The 23,861-nt window shown below is 64.5% G+C and carries 20 protein-coding genes and 1 tRNA gene; 12 read left to right on the top strand and 9 right to left on the bottom strand.

Features of this window, described 5'->3' with window-relative positions; translation table 11 throughout:
• Nucleotides 1–66: 66 nt before the first annotated feature.
• A complete protein-coding gene (gene pcrA / locus JOE69_RS07310; RefSeq protein ID WP_374709684.1) occupies nt 67–2,454 on the bottom strand; it encodes a DNA helicase PcrA in 2,388 nt (795 codons plus the stop codon).
• A gap of 12 nt (nt 2,455–2,466) precedes the next feature.
• On the bottom strand, nt 2,467–3,333 hold the full coding sequence (locus tag JOE69_RS07315; protein ID WP_309797378.1) for an inositol monophosphatase family protein: 867 nt from the start codon (nt 3,331–3,333) through the stop codon (nt 2,467–2,469).
• A gap of 62 nt (nt 3,334–3,395) precedes the next feature.
• Between JOE69_RS07315 and JOE69_RS07320 the strand changes: the two genes are divergently transcribed.
• Nucleotides 3,396–4,892 carry an alpha/beta hydrolase family protein gene (locus JOE69_RS07320; protein WP_309797381.1) on the top strand — a complete coding sequence of 499 codons (1,497 nt, stop codon included), beginning with the start codon at nt 3,396–3,398 and terminating at the stop codon, nt 4,890–4,892.
• 31 nt (nt 4,893–4,923) lie between these two features.
• Here JOE69_RS07320 and JOE69_RS07325 read toward each other — a convergent pair whose 3' ends face one another.
• On the bottom strand, nt 4,924–5,616 hold the full coding sequence (locus tag JOE69_RS07325; protein WP_309797383.1) for a DsbA family protein: 693 nt from the start codon (nt 5,614–5,616) through the stop codon (nt 4,924–4,926).
• A 137-nt stretch (nt 5,617–5,753) separates the two neighbouring features.
• On the opposite strand from JOE69_RS07325, the gene JOE69_RS07330 reads away from it, so the two are divergent.
• Complete coding sequence (locus JOE69_RS07330) at nt 5,754–6,407, top strand: hypothetical protein (RefSeq protein ID WP_309797384.1); 654 nt, start codon at nt 5,754–5,756, stop codon at nt 6,405–6,407.
• On the opposite strand, the gene JOE69_RS07335 is transcribed toward JOE69_RS07330, so the two are convergent.
• Nucleotides 6,392–7,141, bottom strand: a complete 750-nt coding sequence (locus tag JOE69_RS07335) for a DUF998 domain-containing protein (protein ID WP_309797386.1) — start codon at nt 7,139–7,141, stop codon at nt 6,392–6,394. The two genes, JOE69_RS07330 and JOE69_RS07335, sit on opposite strands and share 16 nt — an antisense overlap.
• A gap of 111 nt (nt 7,142–7,252) precedes the next feature.
• On the opposite strand from JOE69_RS07335, the gene JOE69_RS07340 reads away from it, so the two are divergent.
• The 5 genes from JOE69_RS07340 (at nt 7,253) to JOE69_RS07360 (ending at nt 11,344) form a co-directional block, all read left to right on the top strand.
• Entirely contained in the window at nt 7,253–7,396 is a 144-nt protein-coding gene (locus tag JOE69_RS07340; protein ID WP_296364438.1) for a hypothetical protein, read from the top strand.
• Between the two features lie 3 nt (nt 7,397–7,399).
• Entirely contained in the window at nt 7,400–8,557 is a 1,158-nt protein-coding gene (locus tag JOE69_RS07345) for a N(5)-(carboxyethyl)ornithine synthase (protein ID WP_309797387.1), read from the top strand.
• A 9-nt stretch (nt 8,558–8,566) separates the two neighbouring features.
• Nucleotides 8,567–10,237, top strand: a complete 1,671-nt coding sequence (locus tag JOE69_RS07350) for an NAD(P)/FAD-dependent oxidoreductase (RefSeq protein ID WP_309797389.1) — start codon at nt 8,567–8,569, stop codon at nt 10,235–10,237.
• Nucleotides 10,238–10,338: 101 nt separating this feature from the next.
• Nucleotides 10,339–10,412: transfer RNA gene (locus tag JOE69_RS07355), tRNA-Arg, on the top strand.
• A gap of 437 nt (nt 10,413–10,849) precedes the next feature.
• The gene (locus tag JOE69_RS07360) at nt 10,850–11,344 is read left to right on the top strand and encodes a DUF6314 family protein (protein WP_309797391.1); all 495 of its coding nucleotides are present in this window, start codon (nt 10,850–10,852) and stop codon (nt 11,342–11,344) included.
• Here JOE69_RS07360 and JOE69_RS07365 read toward each other — a convergent pair.
• Nucleotides 11,312–13,231, bottom strand: coding sequence for an ABC transporter ATP-binding protein (locus tag JOE69_RS07365; RefSeq protein WP_296364434.1), 1,920 nt, complete (start codon nt 13,229–13,231; stop codon nt 11,312–11,314). The two genes, JOE69_RS07360 and JOE69_RS07365, sit on opposite strands and share 33 nt — an antisense overlap.
• A 207-nt stretch (nt 13,232–13,438) precedes the next feature.
• Here JOE69_RS07365 and JOE69_RS07370 point away from each other — a divergent pair, with 207 nt between their 5' ends.
• The 3 genes from JOE69_RS07370 to JOE69_RS07380 are packed head-to-tail and all read left to right on the top strand — an operon-like array spanning nt 13,439 to nt 15,730.
• A complete protein-coding gene (locus tag JOE69_RS07370; protein ID WP_309797393.1) occupies nt 13,439–14,248 on the top strand; it encodes an amino acid ABC transporter substrate-binding protein in 810 nt (269 codons plus the stop codon).
• Between the two features lie 41 nt (nt 14,249–14,289).
• A complete protein-coding gene (locus JOE69_RS07375; RefSeq protein ID WP_309797396.1) occupies nt 14,290–14,949 on the top strand; it encodes an amino acid ABC transporter permease in 660 nt (219 codons plus the stop codon).
• The gene (locus JOE69_RS07380) at nt 14,936–15,730 is read left to right on the top strand and encodes an amino acid ABC transporter ATP-binding protein (protein WP_309797398.1); all 795 of its coding nucleotides are present in this window, start codon (nt 14,936–14,938) and stop codon (nt 15,728–15,730) included. The genes JOE69_RS07375 and JOE69_RS07380 overlap by 14 nt, the downstream gene beginning before the upstream one ends.
• Here JOE69_RS07380 and JOE69_RS07385 read toward each other — a convergent pair.
• A complete protein-coding gene (locus JOE69_RS07385) occupies nt 15,727–16,356 on the bottom strand; it encodes a TetR/AcrR family transcriptional regulator (RefSeq protein ID WP_309797400.1) in 630 nt (209 codons plus the stop codon). The genes JOE69_RS07380 and JOE69_RS07385 overlap by 4 nt on opposite strands.
• Nucleotides 16,357–16,582: 226 nt before the next feature.
• Here JOE69_RS07385 and JOE69_RS07390 point away from each other — a divergent pair, with 226 nt between their 5' ends.
• Nucleotides 16,583–17,200, top strand: a complete 618-nt coding sequence (locus tag JOE69_RS07390) for a DUF6230 family protein (protein WP_296364429.1) — start codon at nt 16,583–16,585, stop codon at nt 17,198–17,200.
• Between the two features lie 118 nt (nt 17,201–17,318).
• Nucleotides 17,319–18,893, top strand: coding sequence for a DUF6114 domain-containing protein (locus tag JOE69_RS07395; RefSeq protein WP_309797403.1), 1,575 nt, complete (start codon nt 17,319–17,321; stop codon nt 18,891–18,893).
• On the opposite strand, the gene lepB is transcribed toward JOE69_RS07395, so the two are convergent.
• From lepB to fdhD, 3 genes are all read right to left on the bottom strand, one after another.
• Entirely contained in the window at nt 18,871–19,578 is a 708-nt protein-coding gene (gene lepB / locus JOE69_RS07400; protein WP_309797405.1) for a signal peptidase I, read from the bottom strand. The two genes, JOE69_RS07395 and lepB, sit on opposite strands and share 23 nt — an antisense overlap.
• Before the next feature lie 195 nt (nt 19,579–19,773).
• Entirely contained in the window at nt 19,774–22,800 is a 3,027-nt protein-coding gene (locus JOE69_RS07405; RefSeq protein WP_309797406.1) for an alpha-mannosidase, read from the bottom strand.
• Nucleotides 22,801–23,010: 210 nt separating this feature from the next.
• Nucleotides 23,011–23,859, bottom strand: a complete 849-nt coding sequence (gene fdhD / locus JOE69_RS07410; RefSeq protein ID WP_309797408.1) for a formate dehydrogenase accessory sulfurtransferase FdhD — start codon at nt 23,857–23,859, stop codon at nt 23,011–23,013.
• Between the last annotated feature and the right edge of the window lie 2 nt (nt 23,860–23,861).

Here is a 23,861-nt window from a genome sequence, read left to right on the forward strand (position 1 = left end):
TGCAAACAGTGTGAAGAGGTTCCGCTGTCCACCAGTTTTTGCCGTTTTCAGCCGCCCAACCCATGGTCAGACTTTGCTCAGCGGCGCATAGCGCAACAGCAGCCGCTTTTCCTCGCCGGCGAAGCGCACTTTGGCCACTGTCTTGTCGCCGGCGCCTTCGAGCGCGATCACGGTTCCGGTGCCGAAGCTGGTGTGTTCGACCTGGTCCCCCACGGAGAGCTGCGGAACTTCTTTTTGCGGTTGCACCCGGGCCGCCCGGGTGGAAAGACTCGGCGGAAGCTGCCCGGAGTCTCGGCCGCCGACCGCTGAACCGGCACCCCAGTAAGAGCCTTCGTAGCGGTCCCGGCCGAAGCCCGACGATCCGATCGACGGAATCATCCGGGCGCTGCCTTCGCGCTTCCATTCGATCAACTCCGCAGGCACTTCGTCGATGAACGGACTGGCCGGGTTGTACTGGCTCTGCCCCCACAGGCTGCGCACCTCGGAGCGGGTCAGGTACAACCGTTTGCGTGCCCGGGTCAGCCCCACGTAGGCCAGCCGGCGCTCCTCGGCCATTTCCTTGGCGTCGGTGGCCGAACGGGCATGCGGGAAGATCCCGTGTTCCATTCCGGTGAGGAAGACCACCGGGAACTCGAGGCCCTTGGCAGTGTGCAGCGTCATCAGCGTCACCACGCCCAATCGACGGGCCTCGGCGACCGCGGCTTCGGTATCGCTGCCCGGGGCGTCGGGGATCTGATCGGCGTCGGCCACCAGGGCCACGCCTTCCAGGAAATCGGTCAGCGAGCCCTCCGGGTTGTCCCGCTCGTATTCGCGGACCACCGCGACCAGTTCGGCCAGGTTCTCCACCCGGGATTCGTCCTGCGGGTCGTTGCTGGCGCGGAGCGTTTCCAGGTACCCGGTCTGCTCCAAGACTGCTTCCAGCGCAGTCGCCGCTCCGGAGGTCTCCGCAACCTGGCTCAGGTCATCCATGAGTTTGACGAAACCGTTGACCGCGTTCAAGCTCCGGGTAGCCATCGCCGGCGCTTCATCGGCTCGCCGCAAGGCCGCCATGAAGGAACTGCGTTCCCGTTCGGCGAGGGCCGCGACCGCGCCCTCGGCCCGGTCGCCGATGCCGCGCTTGGGCTCGTTCAGGATCCGGCGCAGGTTGACGTCGTCGTCCGGGTTGACCAGCACCCGCAGGTAAGCGAGTGCATCCTTGATTTCCTTGCGTTCGTAAAACCTGGTGCCGCCGACCACCCGGTACGGCAGACCCACCCGCATCAGGATTTCTTCGATCGAGCGGGACTGCGCATTGGTCCGGTAGAAAATCGCCACGTCGCCCGGGCGCAGGTCTTCGTCGTCTTGCAGCCGGTCGATCTCCTCGGCGATGAACCGCGCTTCTTCGTGTTCGTTCTCCGCGACATAACCGATGATCTTCTCGCCGTCGCCCTCGGCGGTCCAGAGCCGCTTCACCGGCCGGTCCGGATTCTTCTCGATCACTGCGTTTGCGGCGCTGAGGATGGTCTGCGTGGAACGGTAGTTCTGCTCGAGCTTGATCGTCCGAGCGTTCGGGTAGTCCTTCTCGAACTCGACGATGTTCCGGATGTCCGCACCCCGGAAGGCGTAAATCGACTGGTCCGAATCGCCGACCACGGTCAGCTCGGCCGGCACCTGGTCCGGGCCTTCGCCGGGCCCGACGATTTCCTTGACCAGCGCGTACTGCGCGTGGTTGGTGTCCTGGTATTCGTCCACCAGAACATGCCGGAAGCGGCGCCGGTAATAATCCGCGACTCCGGGGAAGGCCCGGAACAACCACACGGTCTGGGCGATCAGGTCGTCGAAGTCCAGGGCATTGGCCTGCCGCAACCGCTGGGTGTATCCGCGGTAGACCTCTGCCACGCCTTGTTCAAAAGGATCGGTCGCCGTCGAGGCGTAGGCATCGTCGTCGATCAATTCGTTTTTCAATGCGGAGATCTTGTGCTGCATGGCCTTCGGCGCGAACCGCTTGGGGTCCAAGCCCAGGCCTTTGGCGATCAAGGTGATCAGCCGGAGGCTGTCCGCCGAGTCGTAGATCGAAAAACTCGTACTCAAACCCACGGTGCTGGCCTCGCGGCGCAGGATCCGCACACAGGACGAGTGGAACGTGGAGATCCACATGTTTTTCGCGGTGTCACCGATCAGCGCACCGATCCGATCGCGCATTTCCGCCGCGGCTTTGTTGGTGAAAGTGATCGCCAGAATCTGCCCCGGGTGCGAACGCCCGGTGGCGAGCAGGTAGGCGATCCGGTGGCTGAGCACGCGGGTTTTTCCGGATCCGGCGCCCGCCACGATCAGCAGCGGCGAGCCGGTGTGCACCACAGCCGCTTCCTGCTGCGGATTGAGTCCGTGCAACAACTCTTGGGCGTCGATCTGCGGGTTGCCGGATTCCTGGGGCGCACTGCGGCCAAAGCGACCGGCGTCGAAGAGCATGTCCATGATCAGCTAAGTCTAGTTGTCGGCACCGACAGCCGAGGCATCGCCGGCCGCCGGGGATGCCCCGGGGCCCAGCTCCCCGGATGCCAGCGCCGCGCGCAACCCGGCGACTGCGGCGGCTCCGCCGGCGACGAACCAGTTCAGCCCGTTCACCCGCAGGACCTCGGTGACCCCGCCGGCTGCGGTGACGATCGCTTTCCCGGGCAGCCAGTCCCAAAGCGGCGTCGAGTGTTGGAACCAGCAGCCCCATTCGCCTTGGGCCACCCTGGAGAGATCGCAGGAGCCCGAGCCTAGCAACCGGAAAGTCGCCAGCTCGGCGACTGCGGCAAGCCACGGGGCAGCAGCTTCCGGGCGGGCCAACCAGGTCGGGTGCAGATAGGTCGCGGCGCTGAGCTGGTCCAGTGAGGCCTGCGACGGAACCGGCAAACGCTCGCCATTGAGCGTCGCCGGAATCTGCTGCCCGCCGAGCCAGAGCTTCTCTTCCTGCGGTTGGTAGACCGCGCCGAGTAAGACCTGCGGATCGACCGGGTCCCCGCCGTCGACCCGCAGTGCGATCGCGGAACACCAATAGCTCGAACCGGAGAGGAAATTGTAGGTGCCGTCCACCGGATCGATCACCCAAGTGCGTCCGGAGCTGCCCGTGAACTGGGCGCCCTCCTCGCCCAGGATCCCGTCCTCAGGACGGCAGTTCCGCAATTGCTGCAGCACGTATTTTTCCGCAGCCTTGTCCGCCGCAGTGACCACATCGGACACCGACGTCTTCCGTTCTCCGTTCAGTCCTTCGGCGCGCATCGCCAGCGCCATCCGGCCGGCATTGCGGACCAGCGCCGAAGCCAGCTGGGCATCATCGAGGGCAGGGTCGAGGTCTTCGTAGACTGGCATGCTTCCACTCTACTTATCCACAAGCCGGAACTCCCCATGTACCCTCAGGGCGGCCCCGGACTATGCTCGTCTCACTTTTCCGCGACTCCTGGAAAGGGCTTCTGATGGGCACCGCCGAATCACCCCGGAACCCGGCCGACGGCGCGGTATCCGACCGGATGTCCGGCTTGCGGAGCCGCGATGTCCGCAGCCTGGCGGCAACCATGGAAAGCCTCGCAGAGGACTTGGATTCGACGTCGGGCCGGCTCGGGCGCGGTATTGCCGGCTGCGCTTGGGCCGGTCCGGATGCGGCCGGGTTCCGCGAGCGCTGGGCGGGCCGGCAGCGCCCGGCGCTCGGACTGGCCGCAGCCGACCTGCGCCGGCATGCCGAAAACCTGCTCGGGCAGGCGGCCGAGCAGGAATACACCAGCCGGGCCCGCGTGCTGGCGCAGTCCGGAACCGATCGCAACGTCGAAGGCCCGAACGGATTCCTGCCGACCGCCGCGCCATGGGACGGCTCGGCCACGCCGGCTCCGCGCGGGCCCGGAGACGGGACCGCCCCGCAGCCGCGGCACGCGATGCAGAACATCGCGGCGGCGGGGCGCCAAGCCGCAGCGGATCAGGTCTATCTGGCGGGCATGCTCGCCCGAATGGCCCGCGGCGAACCGGTCCCGGTGTCCGCTCTGGCCGCAGCGAAACTCCTGGCTGCCCAGGCGGCTGCGGAATTCAGCACGGTGCTGGCCAGCGGCGGAGCCGCGGAACCGATCAGCAGCAGCCTTCCGCAGTTGGGCGAACCGCTGCCGGTATCGGCCAACCGTGCCGGGATTCCGTCCAGCCGCACCCCCAGAACGGTTTCCGATCTGCTGAAACTGACCACCGACGCCTATGCGCTCACCGGGCGTCCCGGAACTTTGGAGGGCGCGCTCCGGATCACCTGGGTCTCCGCTGCGGGCGGCCGGGGCCGCTACATCGTGAGCATCCCGGGCACCCAGCAGTGGGCCACGGTCGGGAACCCGAGCGCTTTCGGCATGCGGGGCAATCTGGTCACCGCCTCCGGACAACGATCGGTGCTCAGCCAGGCGGTCATCGATGCGGTAGGCGCCACCGTTCCACCGGGTTCCGAGTTGCTGCTGACCGGCCATTCGCAAGGCGGGATGACCGCGATGAATCTGGCCGCCGATCCGGCCGCGCTCGCCGGGTACCAGCTCACCCATGTGGTCGTTTACGGCAGCCCGGTGGACAACGACCGGCCGGATCCCGGAGTCACGGTTTTGGCCTTCGAACACGCCAACGACGTGGTTCCGAAAACCGACCTCGGAGGTCTGCTCAGCAGCGGACTGCGTCATCCGTTGCCGAGCAATCTGCACAAAATCCAATTGCCCGACCCGCCGGGAGTCGACCGGCTGGACGTCGCCGGGAATCACCAACCGGGCGGCTACACCGCTTCGGTGCAAGCCATGGAAGACTCACCCGGTGCTGCCGGGCTGTTCGGCGTGCCATCGCTCGCCGACTACCTCGGCGGCGATCCGGCCGAGACCAGCGCGGTCGATGTTCCGGTCCGCAGCCGGATCCGGCATTGAGCTGCCGGCCGGGTCTGTGCCGGGCCCGGATTCAGCCGGCCAAAACCTGGTCGATCGGATTTTTGAGCGTGGCATAGTCGCTGGAGTCCACCGAAAGCAGGCTGCCATTGAGCACCACGGACGGGGTGCCCTTCAAGCCCAACGCCGTAGCGTCCTGCAGGTCTTGCGCGACCCGGTTCTGGACCTTCGCCGAGGCGAAGTCCGCATCGAAGCGTGCCATGTCCAGGCCCAGCCCCTGAGCGAATCCCCGCAAGGTCTCACGCTGGCCTTCGGTCGCCTTCGCCCAACTCTGCTGGCCCAGGAAAACCGCCGAGGCCATGGGTTCGAGTGCCCCCTGTTCTGCAGCAGCCTCCACGGCCTGCGCGGCGAGCGGGGCATTCTGGTGCATCGGCAACGGGTAATTCCGGACCACGATCCGCACCGAATCCGCGTATTCCGCCTTGGCCTTCTGGATCAGCAGGTCCATTTTCGCGCAGTACGGGCATTGATAGTCGGTGAACAGCACCAAGATGGCCTTGGCACTGGCTGGGGCGTTGACCTCACGGGAGTCCGCGCGGACCAGTTCGGTCGGCACCGCCTTGGCCGTGGCAGGCTGCGGTTGGCTGGCCGAACTTTGGCTGCTCGCGCTTTGGCCGCCGGACGCTGCTGTCTGCCCGCAGCCGGCAAGCAGCACTGCGGTCAGCCCGGCTGCGACCACCGAAGCAGCGATTTTCACACGTGTCATCTCATCCCCCGAAGTAGATCTGCAATCTGGGAAAGCCTATCCGCGCCCGGCCGGGGACACCTTGTTTCGTGATCGGCCTAACAACTGCACCGCGATGCCCGGCGCCCGGACACAGCCGGGGATGCCAGAATGGAGGGATGGCGAAAACCCCTGCCCAACGCGCAAAAAAACATGGCGACAATGCTAGCCCCGGCCCAGGGCTGCCGGCCCGCGCCGGCGGCAATCCGTCGACGGCGCGCACCCCGGAAAAAGCAAAAAGCAACGGGAATCTGATCGTGATCGCCGGGGTGGCGGCAAGCGCTTTCTTGTTCTGGTACTTCCATCTGCTGACGCTCAATCAGATGACCCAACTCACCGACGGCTTGGCCATGCCCGACTCCATGGTCTTCGGCTTCGACGCCGATTATGTGGCCACGCTCAAAGGCCTGCTCAACGCCGACGGCCTGGGACAGCTGCAATACGTGCACAAAACGGCGGGCACGCTGTTCCCCTTGATCTTCGGTTTCAGCTGGCTTTTGCTGATCGGCCTGAATGTCGCCTCCCGGAAATTGCGTTGGATGCTCTGGGCCGCCCCGGTGCTGTTCGCCGTCGTACAACTGGTGGCCAATGTCCAGATCGATGCGATGCTGGCCAGCCCGACGACCGACGCCGGCCAGGTTGCTTGGACCAGTATTTTGGTAGTCGCCTCCTGGGCGCTCCTGGTGCTCTCGCTGATCGCGGCCGCGATCGCCATGTTCGGCCGCCGGAAGAAGTCCAAGGCCGCGGCCGCGGAGGCTCAGCCCGAGGCTTGAGCCGCTTGGGCCTTCCGTTCGGCGCGGACCCCGCGGGCCACGGTCATGCCCACCACCGCAAAGCCGATCACCACTGGATAGACGATCAACCGCTCCACCAAGCCGCCCGGGAACCCGGGGACATCGAGCCAAAGCGAAAAGACCGTGAACAGGATTGTCGCAACGACCGCGACGATGCCGCTCAGCAGCAGGATCCAGCTTGACCAGCTGCGGCGGTACCAGATCCACCAGAGCAAGAACTGGGCGATCGAACCGCAGACGAAGAACAACGCCGCGCCGAGGTAGTGCAACGGGCCGATGGTGTCCTCCGGAAAGATCCCGACCGCCATCACGCCGATGCCGCAGACCACCAGGAATCCCCTGACCCAGTGCGCGGCGCGCAGTTGCGGCGGCTCCGCCCCATGGAAGTGCGCGGCAACGCCCAAAAGCGTGCTGCTGAGCAGCAGGCCGCCGAGCAGCATGCCCAAGCCCTGGAGCACGAACGAACCATTCATCACCCAATTCAGCGGCGAGCACACCGAGCGTCCGTTGTAGATCCCGCAATGCGCCGCCCCCAAATCGCTGATCACATTGAAGATCGGGCTATACGCACTGCGGCCCGCCCAGGCCAGGCTGACCACGAACTCGGCCAGGAAAATCTGCAAAACGCTAATCACCGACCAGGCGCCGAATAGCGCCTTGGTCGTCGATCTCGTGTCGAATGCCCGGTCTGGGATGCTTCGCGGCGCGTTCATGATTCCAGCCTAACCAGCCAGGCTGACAAAACTCCTGCGGCCGGACCGCAGCCGTGGCGGGTGTACTGTCGGGGTACGGAGTCACCGCGGCTCCCCGATGAGGGAGCAACCATGGCCGATAAATCACCCAGACAAAGCGCGGCTAAAAAATCCGGCAAATCGATTAAAGAAAAACGGGCCGATAAGCGGGCCACCGAGGCCGGCAAGAATGCCGCCACCCTCGCGGAAAAGCTGACCCAGCCCAAGAAGCGCTGATCCGTGGTTGCGGATTTGTCCCTGGGCGTCATTGCGGGATCACGCAAGCCGGACGAACGGCGGCTGCCGATCCACCCGCTGCAACTCGAACGGATCGACGAGGCATTGCGGATGCGGATGCGCCTGGAAACCGGGTACGGCGAACGGTTCGGCGTATCCGACGCCCAGCTGGCTCCGCTGGTGGCCGGACTCGAATCGCGCGAAAAGCTGATCGAGACCTCGGACATGGTGCTGCTGCCGAAGCCGCAGGTCTCGGATGTCGCGGATCTGCGCGACGGACAAGTCCTCTGGGGCTGGCCGCATTGCGTGCAGGACCGTGCGCTCACCCAGTTGGCCGTGGACAAGAAGCTCACCCTGATCGCGTTCGAGGCGATGAACCATTGGGCTTCCGACGGCGGCTTCGGCCTACATGTCTTCCACAAGAACAACGAATTGGCCGGCTACTGCTCGGTGCTGCACGCCTTCGCGCTCCGCGGCATCACCGGAGACTACGGCCCCCGTCTGCGCGCGGTCGTGATCGGTTTCGGGGCCACCGCCCGCGGCGCGGTGACCGCCTTGAACGCGCACGGCGTCCATGACGTCCAGGTCCTGACCAATCGCGGCGTCGCCGCAGTCGGCTCGCCGATCCACTCGGTGCACATCGTGCAATTCGACCACGATGAAAATGCCCCGTTCCTGAGCCATGCGATCACCGACGCCGGACGGGTGCCGCTGGCTCCGTTCCTGGCCGACTTCGACGTCGTGGTCAACTGCACCCTGCAGGACACCGCGGCGCCGCTGACCTACTTGGACTTGACGGACCTCGACGGATTCCGGCCCGGAAGCCTGATCGTGGACGTCTCCTGCGACGAAGGCATGGGCTTCAGCTGGGCCCGGCCGACGTCGTTCCAGGAACCGATCTTCGAGGTCGGCGACCACATCAGCTACTACGGCGTGGACCATAGCCCGTCCTATCTGTGGAACTCGGCCAGCTGGGAAATCAGCCAAGCCTTGACGCCCTTCCTGGAACCGGTGCTGTCCGGCCCGGAAGCCTGGGCGGCCAACGAAACGATCAGCCGGGCGATCGAAATCCAGGACGGCCGGATTGTCAATCCGGCGATCCTGTCCTTCCAGCACCGGTCCGCGGAGTACCCTTACCTTCCGGAGCCTTCGGCACCATAGACTCTTGGCATGCCCAATCCAGCGATCCTCCTCGTTTCGGACCAGTACGCCGAGATCCTCGAAACCCAGTTCTGGCGATATCAACGCGAGTACGATCTGCACGTCGCGCACAGCGCGGAGGAGGCCATGGCGGCGACCGAACGGATCCACGCCGCCGGCGGACAGGTGGCGCTTTTCGTGGCCGATTCCAGACTGGCGGACGTGCATGTGCTCAAGGCATTCCACGATTGGCGCTCGATTGTGCCAACGGCGCGGCGCTTGGTCACCGCGAGCTGGGAAAACTTCCTGGAAGATTCAACCGCCTTCCGGCCGGGCCTGGCGAAGGGCAAATTCGATGCTTTCCTGCTGATGCCGCGCGGCATCAGGGATGAAGAGTTCCACACCGCGATCACCGAGATGCTCTCCGACTGGGGATCGACCAGTGCCACGCCGGAGGTCGATTCGGTGCGGATCGTCACCCCCACGGTCGACGGGTCAACCTTGTCGATCCGGGACTTCCTGTACCGGATGGGCATGCCGACCCGGACCTACGGTCCGGAGAGCCCGGTGGGCCAGGAAATCCTCGCGGAGCTGGCCGACGCCGGGGTGTCCGGTACCGAGGTGCGCTTTCCAGTAGTGAAACCGATGAACGGCACGCCGGTTTGTGCCCCGACGGTGCATGATGTGGCGATTTCGATCTATGGCGCACCGAGCGACATCGACGTCGACCAAGTGGTGGATTTGGCCATTGTGCGCGGCGGCCCGGCCGGCCTGGCCGCCGCGGTCTACGGAGCTTCCGAAGGGTTGAGCACCGTGGTGGTCGAGGCCGAGGCGATCGGCGGCCAAGCCGGCACCAGCTCGATGATCCGGAACTACCTTGGCTTCCCCCGGGGCATCTCCGGGATGCGGCTGGCGCAACGGGCCCGCAGCCAGGCGATCCGTTTCGGCACCCGATTCTTCACCGGGTGGCCGGTGGAGAAACTGACCCTGGGCGAGGACCACCACGTGCTGAGCACCGGCGGCGGCGAATTGCGTGCCCGGAGCGTGGTGATCGCCAGCGGCGTCGCTTACCGGAAGCTCCAAGTGGAAGCTGTGGACTCGTTGGTGGGACGCGGCGTCTTCTACGGCGCGGCGATGACTGCGGCACGGGAAATGGAAGACCGCGACGTGTTCGTCGTCGGCGGCGGGAATTCCGCCGGCCAGGCTGCCGTGCACCTCTCCCGTTTCGCCCGTTCGGTGACCATCCTGATCCGTCGCCCGTCATTGGCGGAGACCATGTCCAGCTACCTGATCAATGAAGTCGAGTACAACCCGAGAATCACCGTCCGCGGTTGCGGCGAAGTGGTCGACGGCGGCGGTGAAGGCCAGCTGGACTGGATCGAGATCCGGGACACCACCAACGGCACCCTGAGCCGACACCAGGCCGGTGGGCTGTTCCTGCTGCTCGGCGCCGAACCGCACTGCGAATGGCTTCCGGACGGCGTAGTCCGCGACGCGAAAGGCTTCGTGCTCACCGGGCGCGATGTGCCGAAGGAAACCTGGGTCAACGGTTTGCCGCCCGGAAACTTGGAAACCACCGCGCCCGGGGTGTTCGCGGTCGGCGACATCCGGGCGGACTCGATGAAACGGGTGGCCTCGGCCAGCGGAGAGGGCGCCAGCGTGGTCCCCTTGGTCCATGCCTGGCTGGAGCCGCGGCGCTGAGCCGACGCCACTGGACCGGAAGCTTCGCCTGCCGCACCGGCACTCCTGTAAGCTGAATCCTGTTGTTTGACCGGGTTGGCCGCCGCCGCGCAGCCGCCCTGGCCTCTGTAGCTCAGCAGGATAGAGCGTCCCTCTCCTAAAGGGAAGGCCGCCGGTTCGAATCCGGCCAGGGGCACTTGCCACCGCTCGGCCGGAGCATTCCGGTCCGGCCAAGCGGCAGGCCGACGCCGATGAATCGTTCAATGGGAACCTGCCACTCATGTTCGCAGCAAGGCCAAACCAGGGGGACGATTGGGAAACACCATTGGACCGATGGTCGCGGGATTGTTTGCGATTGTCATCGGATTTTTGGTCTTCAAGTTCCGAGAAAGAATTGGCACCCTGCAACACGAGGCGTTGCAGATAATCCCGCTTTACCGGACTCTGTACAAGGAAACTCTTATTCTCTGGTGCGGATTCGGTTCCGTGATGTTCATGATTTTCGGAGCCGTCTTCATCGTTTTGGGCATAGCGAATGCTTTTCGATAGGGCATCGAGGATTTAAAGGTCGGCCGCCGTCGGCCTTGTCCGTGACGATGCCTGGAACCCGGATGTCTGGCCTAATATGTCCTCATGACACCAGCACGCCGCCATGGGGACACCAGCGAGCTTGCTGACCGGTTGCCGGGGTTGCGGGATCTGAGCGTATTCCTGCAGGGCAGTTGGCGCGTCGAGCGCAGCGTGCTGGACCGCAGCCGCAGCCTCAGTGGCGGCTTCAACGGCAGTATCGACTTTTCGCCGGCCGATGGCGGCCTGCACTATCGCGAAACCGGGCTATTGTCCTGGAGCGGATCGATCGCTCCAGCGACCCGGGAGTACTTCCTGCGACGGACTGGAGACCCCGCCGGCCTGGACTGGTATTTCGTCGACCCGGACGGATCGCCGAGCTATTTCTTCCACCGCATGGACCTGCGAACCGGCTCCTGGCAAACGGAGCACCCCTGCTCCGCCGACCTCTACCGGGTGGACTACGCCGTAGCGGACCAGAACACTCTGTCCGCGGTCTGGGACGTCTCCGGACCGAGCAAGGATCAGCTATTGAGCAGCAGCTGGCATCGACTCGGCTGAGCCGCTAGCCCCGCCGGTTCCCTGATCGGCCTGGGCGAACTGGGTTTCGTACAGTTCCGCGTAGCGGCCCTGCGCAGCCAGCAGCTCGCTGTGCGTACCGCGCTCCACGATATTGCCGCCTTCCAGCACCAGAATCGCATCGGCCTCGCGGATCGTGGACAGCCGGTGTGCGATCACGATCGCCGTGCGGCCGCGCAATGCCTCGCCCAGAGCTGCCTGGACTGCCGCTTCGTTCGTCGAGTCGAGCGCCGCCGTGGCCTCGTCCAGAATCACCACCGCCGGTTGCACCAGCAGCAGCCGGGCTATCGTCAAGCGCTGCCGTTCACCACCGGAAAGCCGGTAACCGCGTTCGCCCACGACGGTGTCCAAGCCGTCGGGCATGGATTCGATCAGCGACTCCAATCGCGCCCGGCGCAAGGCCGACCACAGATCGGCTTCACTGGCCTCCGGCTTCGCGAGCAGCAAGTTCGAACGGATCGTCTCGTGGAACAGGTGCCCGTCCTGGGTCACCATGCTCAACGCGGAGCGCAACGAATCGAAGGTCGAATCGCGCACGTCGAGGCCGCCGATCCGCACCGCACCGGAATCGACGTCGTAGAGCCGGGCCAGGAGCTGCGCGATGGTCGACTTGCCGGCGCCGGAGGAACCCACCAGGGCAATGGTCTCCCCCGGTTTGGCCGTGAAGCTGATCCCGTGCAGGACTTCTTCGCCCCCTCTGGCGTCCAGAGTCGCGACGTCTTCGAGCGACGCCAGGGAGACCTTGTCCGCTGCCGGGTAGCCGAACCGGACATTGTCGAATTCGACGCCGAGCGGACCGGTTGGGAATTCCTTCGCCTCCGGCTTCTGGTCGATCAGCGGCTTCAGATCCAGGATTTCGAACACCCGGGCGAAGCTCACCAGTGCACTCATCAGATCCACCCGGGCACTGGCCAGCGCGGTCAGCGGCGCGTACAACCGGGTCAACAGCAGCGCCAAGACCACGACGTCGCCGGCTGCCAGATCGCCGCGCACCGCATAGAACCCGCCCAAGCCGTACACCAGGGCCAGCGCCAGCGCGGAGACAAAAGTCAAAGCCGTGACGAACACGAACTGCATCATGGTCGACTTCACGCCGATGTCGCGCACCCGGGCAGCGCGCACGAAGAACTCCTTCGATTCATCCGCGGGACGGCCGAAGAGCTTGACCAGGGTCGCCCCGGGCGCGGAGAAACGCTCGGTCATCTGGGTGCTCATGTCGGCATTCAGATTCGCGGCTTCTTTGCGCATGCTGGCAATCCTGGAACCGAACCGCCGGGCCGGGATCAGGAAGATCGGCAGCAGCACCAGAGCCAGCACGGTGACTTGCCAAGAGGTGCCGAGCATCACGATCAAGGTGAGCACCAGGGTGACCAGGTTGCTGACGATGCCGGAAAGCGTGCCGCTGAATGCTTGCTGCGCCCCGATCACGTCGCTGTTGAGCCGGCTGACCAGAGCCCCGGTACGGGTCCTGGTGAAAAACGCGATCGGCATCCGCTGCACGTGGTCGAACACCGACTTGCGCAAGTCCAGGATCACATCCTCACCGAGCTGCGAGGAGATCCAACGGACCAAGAGCCCGACGCCGGCTTCGGCGACTGCCACCAGGGCAATCATCCCGGCCAGGAAGATGATCAGTTGCAAATCGGTCCGGGCCACGATCGCATTCACGATCTGCCCGGCCAACAGCGGCGTCGCAACCGCGATGAAGGCCGAAATCACCGAAAACACCACGAAAACCACAAGCCGGGCCCGGTACGGCTTCGCAAACGCGATGGTGCGCCGCACCGTTTGCCGGGTGACACCGCCGTTGTCTTTCTGCGCACCTGCGGTGCTCCACAGCGAATGCCAAGCAGCGCCTTCCATGCTCATGACTGAAACTCCTCCTCGATCGCCCCGCGATCCCTTGTGTCCGCCTACCCTAGCGCCGGTTACTGACAGTTTGTTCCCATAGAATTCGGGGCACAAGGAAGGGCCGCCTGAGCCCGCTCCGTCATCCGGGGAAATACAACCGGGGCCGCTAGGCGTTTGGCCTGGTAACGTCGAAAAGCTAGACCGCCAAGAACAAAGGAATTCTGCATGAAACGCCGCCAGATCGCCCTCCTCGGCCTGCTCACCAGCCTCGCGCTCCTGGTGGCCGGTTGCGGTGCCTCATCGAGCGGATCGAGCTCCGGGGCCGACAGTTCGTTGAGCGATGTCCAGCGCAAGGGCGAATTGGTCATCGCCACCGAAGGCACCTATAAGCCGTTCAGCTTCCATGAGAACGGCGGCTCCGGGGCGTTGACCGGTTACGACGTGGATGTCGCCCAGGCGGTCGCGGACAAGATCGGTGTGAAGGCGAACTTCCAGGAGACGCAATTCGACGGCATTTTCGCGGGCTTGGACGCCAAACGGTTCGATGTCATCGCGAACCAGATCTCGATCAACCCGGAACGCCAGCAGAAATACGAATTCTCAACCCCTTACACGGTCTCTACCGGCGTAGTGGTGACCAAATCGGACAATTCCTCGATCACTTCCGTCGCCGACCTCAAAGGCAAAACCACGGCGCAGTCGTTGACCAGCAATTGGTACAAGATCGCGACCGATGCCGGCGCCAACGTGCAGGGTGTGGAAGGCTGGGCGCAGTCGGTGGCACTGCTGCAACAGGGCCGGGTGGACGCCATCGTCAACGACAAGCTGACCTATTTGGATTTCGTCAAAACCACTCCGGATTCCGGGCTCAAGATCGCGGCTGAAACCACGGACAAGTCGCTGAGCGCATTCGCCTTGTCCAAGGGTGCCAGCACGCTGACCGCAGCCATCGACAAGGCCCTGTCCGAACTCGCCGCGGACGGCACGCTGGGCAAGATCTCGGACAAGTACTTCGGCACCGACGTCTCCAAGTAATCCTTGGCGTACAACCGGCTGGGGCCGGGTTAGGCTGAACCATGAATTGGGACTTGGTCTTGAGTTCGCTCGGGCCGCTTCTGCTGGGCGCAGTGACTGCCACGATCCCTTTGGCGATCGCCTCCTTCGCGATCGGCTTGGTGCTGGCATTGGCCGTGGCCTTGCTGCGGTTGAGCCGGAACGCGCTGCTCGCCGGCATCGGCCGGTTCTATGTCTCGGTGATCCGCGGCACTCCGCTGCTGGTCCAGCTGTTCGTGATCTTCTACGGCCTGCCGAGCCTCGGCGTGCGCTTGGAGCCTTGGCCGAGCGCGATCATCGCATTGTCCCTGAACGTGGGCGGCTACGCGGCCGAAGTGATCCGGGCGGCGATCCTCTCCGTGGCCAAAGGACAATGGGAAGCTGGCCATATGATCGGCATGTCCCGCGGGCAGACGCTGTTCCGGATCATCCTGCCGCAGGCTGCCAGAGTGTCCTTGCCGCCGCTGTCCAACACCTTCATCTCTTTGGTGAAGGACACCTCATTGGCTTCGTTGATCCTGGTCACCGAACTTTTCAAGGAATCCCAGAAGATCGCCGCGGTGAGCGGGGACTTCATGGTGCTGTACCTGGAGGCAGCGTTGATCTACTGGGTGATCTGCCTGGTCCTCTCCACGATCCAATCGCAACTCGAGAAGAGACTGGACCGTTATGTCGCCCACTGAACGGATCGCCCGGGATCAGCCGTCCACCGGAGAAACCGTGCTGTCGGTTTCCGGGCTGCGCAAAGTCTTCGGTGCCAACGAGGTGCTTAAAGGCATCGACCTGAGCGTGCGCCGAGGATCCGTGGTGGCCCTGATCGGACCCTCCGGATCCGGCAAGACCACAGTGCTCCGCTCGCTCAACGGCTTGGAAACGCCCGACGCCGGAGTGGTCGAGATCGGCGATGTCACGGTGGACTTCGCCGGCAAGCCGGGCAAGCGCGAAATCGCCGCCTTACGGGACCGCTCCGCGATGGTCTTCCAGCACTACAATCTTTTTCCGCACAAGACCGTGCTGGAAAACATCATCGAAGGCCCGGTCCAGGTCCAGAAACGGCCGCGGTCCGAGGCGGTCGCCGAGGCCGAATCATTGTTGTCCAGGGTCGGTTTGCTGGCGAAGAAGGATGCCTACCCGTTCGAGCTCTCGGGTGGTCAGCAGCAGCGCGTGGGCATCGTCCGGGCTTTGGCCCTGCGTCCGCAACTGCTGCTCTTCGACGAGCCGACCTCGGCATTGGACCCGGAGCTCGTGGGCGATGTGCTGACCGTGATCAAGGAGCTGGCTCTCGAAGGTTGGACCATGGTGCTGGTCACCCACGAATTGGCTTTCGCCCGGCAAATCGCCGATGACGTGGTGTTCATCGATGGTGGAGTGGTCGTGGAACACGGCCCGGCCGGGCAAGTATTGGTGGATCCCCGGGAGGCCCGGACCCGGCAATTCCTGAAACGGATTTTGCGCGAGGACTAGACGCCGAGCATCGGCACCAAGTACTTGGCCACCATGCCCTGCACTTCTGCTTCGTCGTTGAAATCGACCTTGATCGCCGGAGTGATCACGAAGGACACGGTCAACCGAACCAGCAGCTCGGCCACTACATCGACTTCCAAATCCGCCGGTAGCCTGAGCGTTTCCTGCTCCCGACGCATCAGCCGGGCCACGAAATCGATCACGAAGACGATGATCGATTCGTCATAGGAACGGCCCTGGACTTCGGCGTCGGGACCCTGCCCCCAGAGCAGCGCTTCCTTGTACAAGGGATTGCCGTTGATCGAGCGGAGGATGATGGCCACTCCGTCCACCACCACGTCGGCGGCTTTCCCCGGCTTGGAGACCGCGTCTTCGAATCCGGTCATCAGCTTCTGCAATTCACGGATGATGACCTGCTCGATCAGCACGTCCTTGTTTTTGAACCGCCGGTAGACCGTGATCCGGGATACCCCGGCGCGCCGGGCGACATCTTCGACGCTCGATTTGCGGATGCCCTGAGCACCGAACTGTTCCGATGCGGCAGCGAGGATGCGATTGCCGATCAGATCCGTCACCGGTTCGACGGCCGGTGGTTGGACGCTGTCCAGGTCTCCTAATACGTTCATTATTGCCGAAGTATATCCCCAGGTGGCATCGCGAGTCCTGGTCCACGCCGGAATATGACCCGGGCCGATTTCACAACCTGTGAGCTGCGTCATATTCAAAAGCGCCGCGAAAAAGTCTTGCCTGCCTGGTTTTCCTGATTGATACTTAGAAACACTTGTTGTGTCAATGTGTCATCAACATTGGGGTTACGAGCTCTGCAACGTACATGGGATCAAGGAGGAACCTATGAAAACCAGCACCAGCTCTGCACGTGGCGGCCGCACCAAGTGGCGCCGTTCGGCCGTTCTCTTCGTACCATCCATCGCCGTCGTCGGCGTCTTGGCGGTCGGCATGGCGCAAGGCGCCTTGGCCGCTTCGTTCGGCGTCTCCGGCGGTAACGTCAAGCTGACTGCCGAGTCCGTCTCGGCAGACGGCATGTCCGCCTATATGGGCACCGCAAGCAGCACCACGGGGGCCGGTCATCCGGTGATGCTGGCCGGCATCACCTCGGCCAGCCTGCGGAACATGTGCGCTTCCGCTGTCGTGGACGTGCCGATTTTCGGCCCGGTTTCCATGAATCTCTTCGCCGGCAAGGATGCTCCGGTGGAAGGCAGCACGATCACCGCTGATGCGTCATCGCTCCTGGGCGGCGACGCCTCGGTTTCCGGCATGCAGGCCGGGCGGGATGCTTCGACCCTGGATGCCGCACCGGGCTTCACCGGCACCCCGGGAGCCTTCGGTTTCCAGGCCAAGAACTTGAGCGCCAACAACTTCAAGGCCACCGCCTGGCAAGCCACCGGCGGCACCATGAAGATCTCCGGACTCGAGCTCTCGATGAGCGCAGGCGTCAAGGAATGCTACTGAGCCGGCAATGAATTGCCGCTAGCCGATTGGACCAGGAGGGGGTGCGGAGCTTCGAATCCGCACCCCCCTTCCGGTTCGACCTTGATCCAAGGCAACAACTGATCGAAGGATTGTACCGATGTCGCTACGTTCCGCAGTCAACACCGTCAAAGAATCCAGGGTCCGCGCCGCCGACTGGTTGGACCGGATCCTGCCTTTCCCCCGCGCCCGTCACTGGTTCCGCGAATGGCGGCGGAGCCGTCCGTTTTGGGCCGGGATCTACCTGTTGATCAGCGGCGGCATCATCCTTTCCTTGCCACTGGCGCCGCTGCCCATCATGTTGACGGTGGGCATGGCGGCGATTTCCGGTGCGGCCATCGGATTCATCATCATCGTCGCCGGCCTCTTCGTCTGGTTCGCCCCGCAACAACGCAGCTTCATCGCGGTCGTCGCGGCGGTATGCTGCGCGATCTCGTTCGTCACCTCGAATCTGGGCGGCTTCGGCATCGGCTTGATCTTCGGATTGCTCGGCTCGAGCATGGCCTTCGGCTGGCAACCGCCGGAAAACTCTGCCGAGGGACGGCGCCAGGCAGCCCGCCGTCGGGCCATTGTTGCCCGTCGCGCAGCCCGCCGGGCCGCGGCGACCGAACCCGACGCCGCAGTCGAAACCGCTGCACCGACCATGCCGTTGTCCGTGGCAACTGCCCAGGTACCGGCGATTTCCGCCGCAGCGGAGACCGCTGAATCCGCGGTCTTGGACCCGGAGCCCCTCGATCCGGAGACCGTCGAGGAGGAGACCGATCCGAGCCTCGAGGCCGCAGACGACGGCGTCCGGCCGGATCAGGAACCCAAAACCGGACGCAAACACCGGGTGTTGCCGCTCGCAATGCTGCTGCTGGCCTCGACAGTGACCGCCGCCTTGCTGGTGCCCCTCGGCGTGGCTTCGGCCCAAGCCAGCACCTCGAGCGCGGCATGGCCCACCTGGTGGCCGACCTGGCCCACCTGGCCCGGCCAGAGCAAAAGCCCCTCGCCGAGCACCCCGGCCCCGACACCGCGGCCGACTTCCCCGCCGACCAATCTGCCGACTAATCTGCCGAAGCCTTCGGTGCCGGGTACTGGGCCTTCGGTGCCGGGCACCGCACCTTCGGCGCCGGGCACTGGGCCTTCGGCTCCCGGAACGCCCGGAGCCTCGCCGGATCCGGCCGCAAACGAGCAGGGCGCCCCGGCGGCGGACTCGCCGGACGATTCCACCACTGCGCCACCGGTGATTTCCGCTGCGCCGGCGCAGGAAACCGTCAACGTGAACATCTCAAAAGTGACGGTCAAGAACCTGTCCGCCGATCTCTTCACGGTCAAAGGCAGCAAATACGTCAATACCGTCAATGGACCGCTCAAAGTTCTGGTCTTGACCGCGAACTCCCTGACTGCCAAGGCCTACTCGCTGGCCAGCACCGACGCCGGCCCGAGAGTTACCTGGAACAGCGATATCGTGGGCCGGAACATGGAAGTCTACGTGACCCAGCTCGATGCCTGGGTGGGCGTCCTCGGGTTGCCGGTCGCGCCGATTAGGCTGACTCCGGATTCGGTGCCGAGTTGGCTCAGCGTGCCGATCCCGCTGTTCGTGGCGAGTGATATTTCGATGGACCAAGTACTCATGAAGATCGACATCAGCAGCGCACCGAATCTGAAGATCAACGTCCTGCCGGCCGCCTGACCACGAACTGGCCGACCCAGAGCACCAGCAGCGCCAAGCCCGAAAGCAATGCCGCCGCGACGCCGGCTGCAGTGCCCAGCACCAGCAGGGAAAAGAAGTTCCCGGGTCCGAACCCGCCCACGAAGGAAAGCCGTTCCAACGGCAGCCCAACCGCGACGACTTTCGACTGGATGTCGGATTCCGCGATTGTCCCGGACTGGTTCTGCAACTGCGCCCGGGAATCCAACGAAGCGTTCCGGTTGTCGCCCAGGAGGAAGACCCGGCCGGCCGGAACTTGCGCCGTGAACGGAGTCGCAGATGCCACGGTCGGCTGGCCCGGCACCTGATTCAGGTAGGGCTCGGGCACCGCCTGCCCGTTGACCCCGAGTTGCCCGCCCACGGAACAGCAGCTCACGGAATCTCCGGCCACCGCGAGCACTCGCTTCACCTCGGTCGAGGCAGCTGCTTGGGCCCCCCAGTCCCTCGCGTTGAAAATTACGAGGTCGCCGGCCTTCGGACTCCGGTCCCAGGTATCGGCGATCATCCGGTCCCCCACTTGCAAAGTGGGGACCATCGAAGGACTGGGCACCACGTAAACCCGGTAACGCACGAAGAAAAGCACCGCACCGGCCAGGCAGAGCACCAGCCCGCAACCGAAAACCACACCTAACCAGACCGGCGCCCTGCGCTCATTGCTCGATTCCATCTGGCCTCCGATCATCCCGGCAAAGATTCTCCGGCTCCCACGAGCTATTCCAGAATACCGGTCGGCGAGCTGGAACACTTCTGCACCGATAATGTGACTGAAGTTTCCAAAGTTGTTGCCGAGACCAATTTCCTCGGCTCCAAGTAAGCCATCTGTGCAGATCTGTTCTCGCAGGTCTGAAATACTCGGCGTAAATCAGCGTTTGAAGCGCAGGGTCACCAACTGGAACGGCCGCAAGGTCAGTTCCGCCGAATCCGCCCCGAGCACGACGCCGGCCGGCGGGTCCACGCGGTCTTCCAGCAAGTCGGTGACGCTGACCTCGGAGACCGGGAAATTGGCCCGCAGCAATCCCGTCGAGCGTTCCCCCAATGCCTCGTAGAGGCGCACTACCACGTCGCCGGATCCGTCTTCGGCGAGCTTGACCGCTTCGATCGTCAAGGCCGCGTTGAAAACCGAGAACAGCGCCTCCACCGGCTGTGCCCCGGAGACCACACGGGGGGCGAGGTTGGTCCGGTAACCCTCCTCGACCGCATCCGCGATGCTGGCGCCGGGTCGGATCGAGACCGTCAGTTCATGCGCTCCCTGGTCCGCGGTGGGGTCCGGGAACTTCGGAGCGCGCAGCAGCGACAGCCGTACCGTCGTCGTTGTTCCGTGGTCCGCACCGCGCACTGCCCGGGTCACATCGTGCCCGTAACTGGAGGCGTTGGAGACCGCGACCCCGTACCCGGGTTCTGCCACGTGGATCCAGCGGTGCGCGCAGATCTCGAACTTCGCAGCTTCCCACGAGGTGTTCGTGTGGGTCGGTCGGAAAATGTGGCCGAATTGGGTCTCCGAGGCGCTGCGCTCGGCCCGGACGTCCAGATCGAAGCCGAGTTTGAGCAGTTTCTCCCGTTCCTGCCAGTCGATCCGGTTGACGATGGTCAACGACGGCGATCCGGCGGCCAGGCTGATCCGCTGGGTCATCGGCGAGGATCCCACCAGCCGCTCGACCACCACCACGGCGTCCCAGCCACCGCGTTCCAGGGTGACCGAACGCACGTCCGAGCAGAAGCTCACATTTCGCCGGTAGAACTCGTCGATGTCCCAGCCGTCCCAAGCATTCGGGGTGTCCCGGTGCAGTTCGAGTTTGTTGCCGGCCCCGCCCGGAGCGATCGCCTCGCGACCGGTGGCGAAGTCCATCAGGGAAGTCACCAGGCCGCTGCTGTCGATCACGGCGCGGATGATCCCGTTGTCCAGCACATAACCGCCGTCCAGCTCGGTCACCTGCACCGGGGACTCGCTGCGCACTGCGGGAGCGGCGGCGAGCGCCGGAACCCCGTCACGTTCGTGCGGAGCGGCGTTGAAGCTGAAATCGGTATCCCCCTCGCCGACCAGCGCCTGCATCGAGTCCGCGATGATCTGCTCCAGGGAAACCGCGATCGCGGCGTAGTTCCGCTCCGCATCCTGATGGACCCAGGCGATCGAGCTGCCGGGCAGGATGTCGTGGAATTGCTGCAGCAGCACCAAGTGCCAAAGCCGCTTGATTTCCGCCGCCGGGTATTCGGTGCCGCAGCGCACCGCGGCGGTGGCGGCCCAGAGCTCGGCTTCGCGGAGCAAGTGCTCGCTGCGCCGATTGCCCTTTTTGGTGTTCGCTTGCGTGGTGTAGGTGCCTCGGTGCAGCTCCAAATACATCTCGCCCAACCACACCGGTGGAGCCGGGTAGTCAGCTTGGGCCTGCTCGAAGAAACTCTTCGCACTGGCCATCCGGACCGCCGGGGATCCCTCAAGGTCTGCGGTGCGCCGGGCTGCGGCGACCATTTCCCGGGTTGGTCCGCCGCCGCCGTCGCCCCAGCCGAACGGCACCAGGGAAACGTTGCTGCGCCCCTTCTCCCGGTAATTGCGCTGCGCGTGCGCCAGCTCGCGGCCGTTCAACTCGGAGTTGTAGGTGTCCACCGGCGGGAAGTGGGTGAACAGCCTGGTACCGTCGATGCCTTCCCAGAGGAAGGTGTGGTGCGGCATCACGTTCTCCTGATTCCAGGAAATCTTCTGGGTCAGGAACCAGTCGATCCCGGCCGCCGCCACGATCTGCGGCAAGGCTCCGGAGTAACCGAAGGAATCCGGCAACCAGGCCTCTTTCGCGTCCACGCCGAACTCGTTCCGGAAGAAGCTTTTGCCTTCCAGGAACTGCCGCGCCATGGCCTCGGAACCGGGCATATTGGTGTCCGATTCGACCCACATGCCGCCCACCGGGACGAACTGGCCCGCAGCGACCTTTTCCTTGATCCGGCCGAACAGCTCCGGATAGAAATCCTTGATCCATTTCAGCTGCTGCGCCGAGGAGCAGGAGAACACGAAGTCCGGGTATTCGTCCATCAGGGCGATCACGTTGGAAAAGGTGCGCGCGCACTTGCGGATGGTTTCACGGACCGGCCAGAGCCAGGCGGAATCGATGTGCGCGTGGCCGGTCGCCACCAGCTGGTGCGCCGAAGCGTATGCGGGTTGCGCCAGTACCTGGGCCAACTCGGCCCGGCCGGCCGCTGCGCTGCCTGCGACGTCGTCCGGGTCCAAGACGTCGAGCATCCGTTCCAGCGCGCGCAGGATTTCGTGCCGCCGCGGCAACTCGGTGGGCAGCTCGTGCATCAGTCCGGAGAGCGTCCAGATGTCCTGGCTGAGCTCCCACACTTCGGTGTCCAGCTCGGCGAGCTCGATCCGGCCGATCCGGTAGATCGGATCCGTGCCGGAGGTGGCTTTGTCGCCCAAGGCCGTCGGTTGAAACTGCCAGTCGCCCGCGACATTCGGATTCGCCGCTGCTTCGACGAAGAAGTCGATCGTGCCGTCCGTACCCTTCAGCAGCTCCAACGGCACGTACTTGTTGCGCGGCGAGAGCGCCTTGACGATGCTGCCGTCGCGCCGCCAAGCAATTCCTTCGCATTGGAAGCCCGGCATTTCATTGTCATAGCCGAGTTCGACGACGACTTCGGCCTTGCTGCCCGGGCCGCCGAAGCCCTCGGGAACCATGCCGGTGATGTGCAGCCACTTGGTGCTCCAGGCCGCACCCCACGCTTCGCCTTCGGCAACCGGCGCGAAATCCTGCCCGACGGCTTCGTCGAACGGTACCGGTTCTCCGGGGACATCCCAGCCGGTGACGGTCAGGGGAACGGATTTGCGGTAACGGGCCGGGGCGATCCGTTCCCGGACGAACCGGTCCAGACGCGCTTCAGTCAGCCGACGATCGTCGTGCACGGATTCTCCTCATTTGGCCAAGGTTTTGAATTATTTGTCTCAGGTTTTGACTTACAAAGCCTAGCGGTGCGCATAACCGCTGCCAAGCCTGCGGCGACTGATTTGGAATCCTTTCCACGGTTGCTTCGAGTAGATCCCGAACCGCTGCCGCCTTACCTGCGCTTCAGAGAGCAACCCAGCCCTGCGCTAGCAAGAAGACCAGTCTTCTTGCTAGCGCTCGAGGGACCCGACGCTGGCTTCAGACTGCTGCGGCAGAGCCCCCGCGTACACGTTCAGCGAGCTGCCCCGGTTGAATCCGATCAGGCCGACGCCGCTCTCCTGGGCCAGCTGGACGGCCAACGACGACGGCGCGCTGACCGCGGAGAGCAGCGGGATGCCCGCCATCGCGGCTTTCTGCACGAGTTCGAAGGATGCCCGGCCGGAGACCTGCAATACCGTATCCCGCAACGGCAGCCGCCCTTCCCGCAACGCCCAGCCGATGACTTTGTCCACCGCATTGTGCCGGCCCACGTCCTCCCGCAGGCAGAGCAGCTCCCCATTGCTGCGGTACAGCCCCGCCGCGTGCACGCCGCCGGTCTTGTCGAAGATCCGTTGCCCGGTACGCAATTGGTCCGGCAGAGCCAGCAGCATTTCCAGCGCGAACCCGGGCGCCGCTTCGGCCGGAGCGAACCGGGACGATTTGCGTACCGCATCGATCGATGCGGTACCGCAGATTCCGCAAGAACTGGTCGTGTAAACGTGCCGGTGCAGATCCGGCAACACCACGTCCGGGCGCAACTGCGCCTGCACCACGTTGAAGGTCTGTCTGCCGTTTTCATCTTCCCCGGCGCAGAACCGGAGCGAAATCAACTCGTTGGTGGCCGCGATCACCCCCTCGGAGACCAGGAACCCGGCCACCAGGTCGAAATCCGCACCCGGGGTGCGCATCGTGACGCTGAACGGCTCGTCGCCGATCCGGATCTCCAACGGCTCCTCGGCGGCCAGCACGTCTTCACGCCGTCGCGATCCGCCGTCGGCGTTCATTCTGGTGACTTTGCTTAGCGAAGTGAGCCTGCTCATGC

Source organism: Arthrobacter russicus, assembly GCF_031454135.1.
GTDB classification, from domain to species: domain Bacteria; phylum Actinomycetota; class Actinomycetes; order Actinomycetales; family Micrococcaceae; genus Renibacterium; species Renibacterium russicum.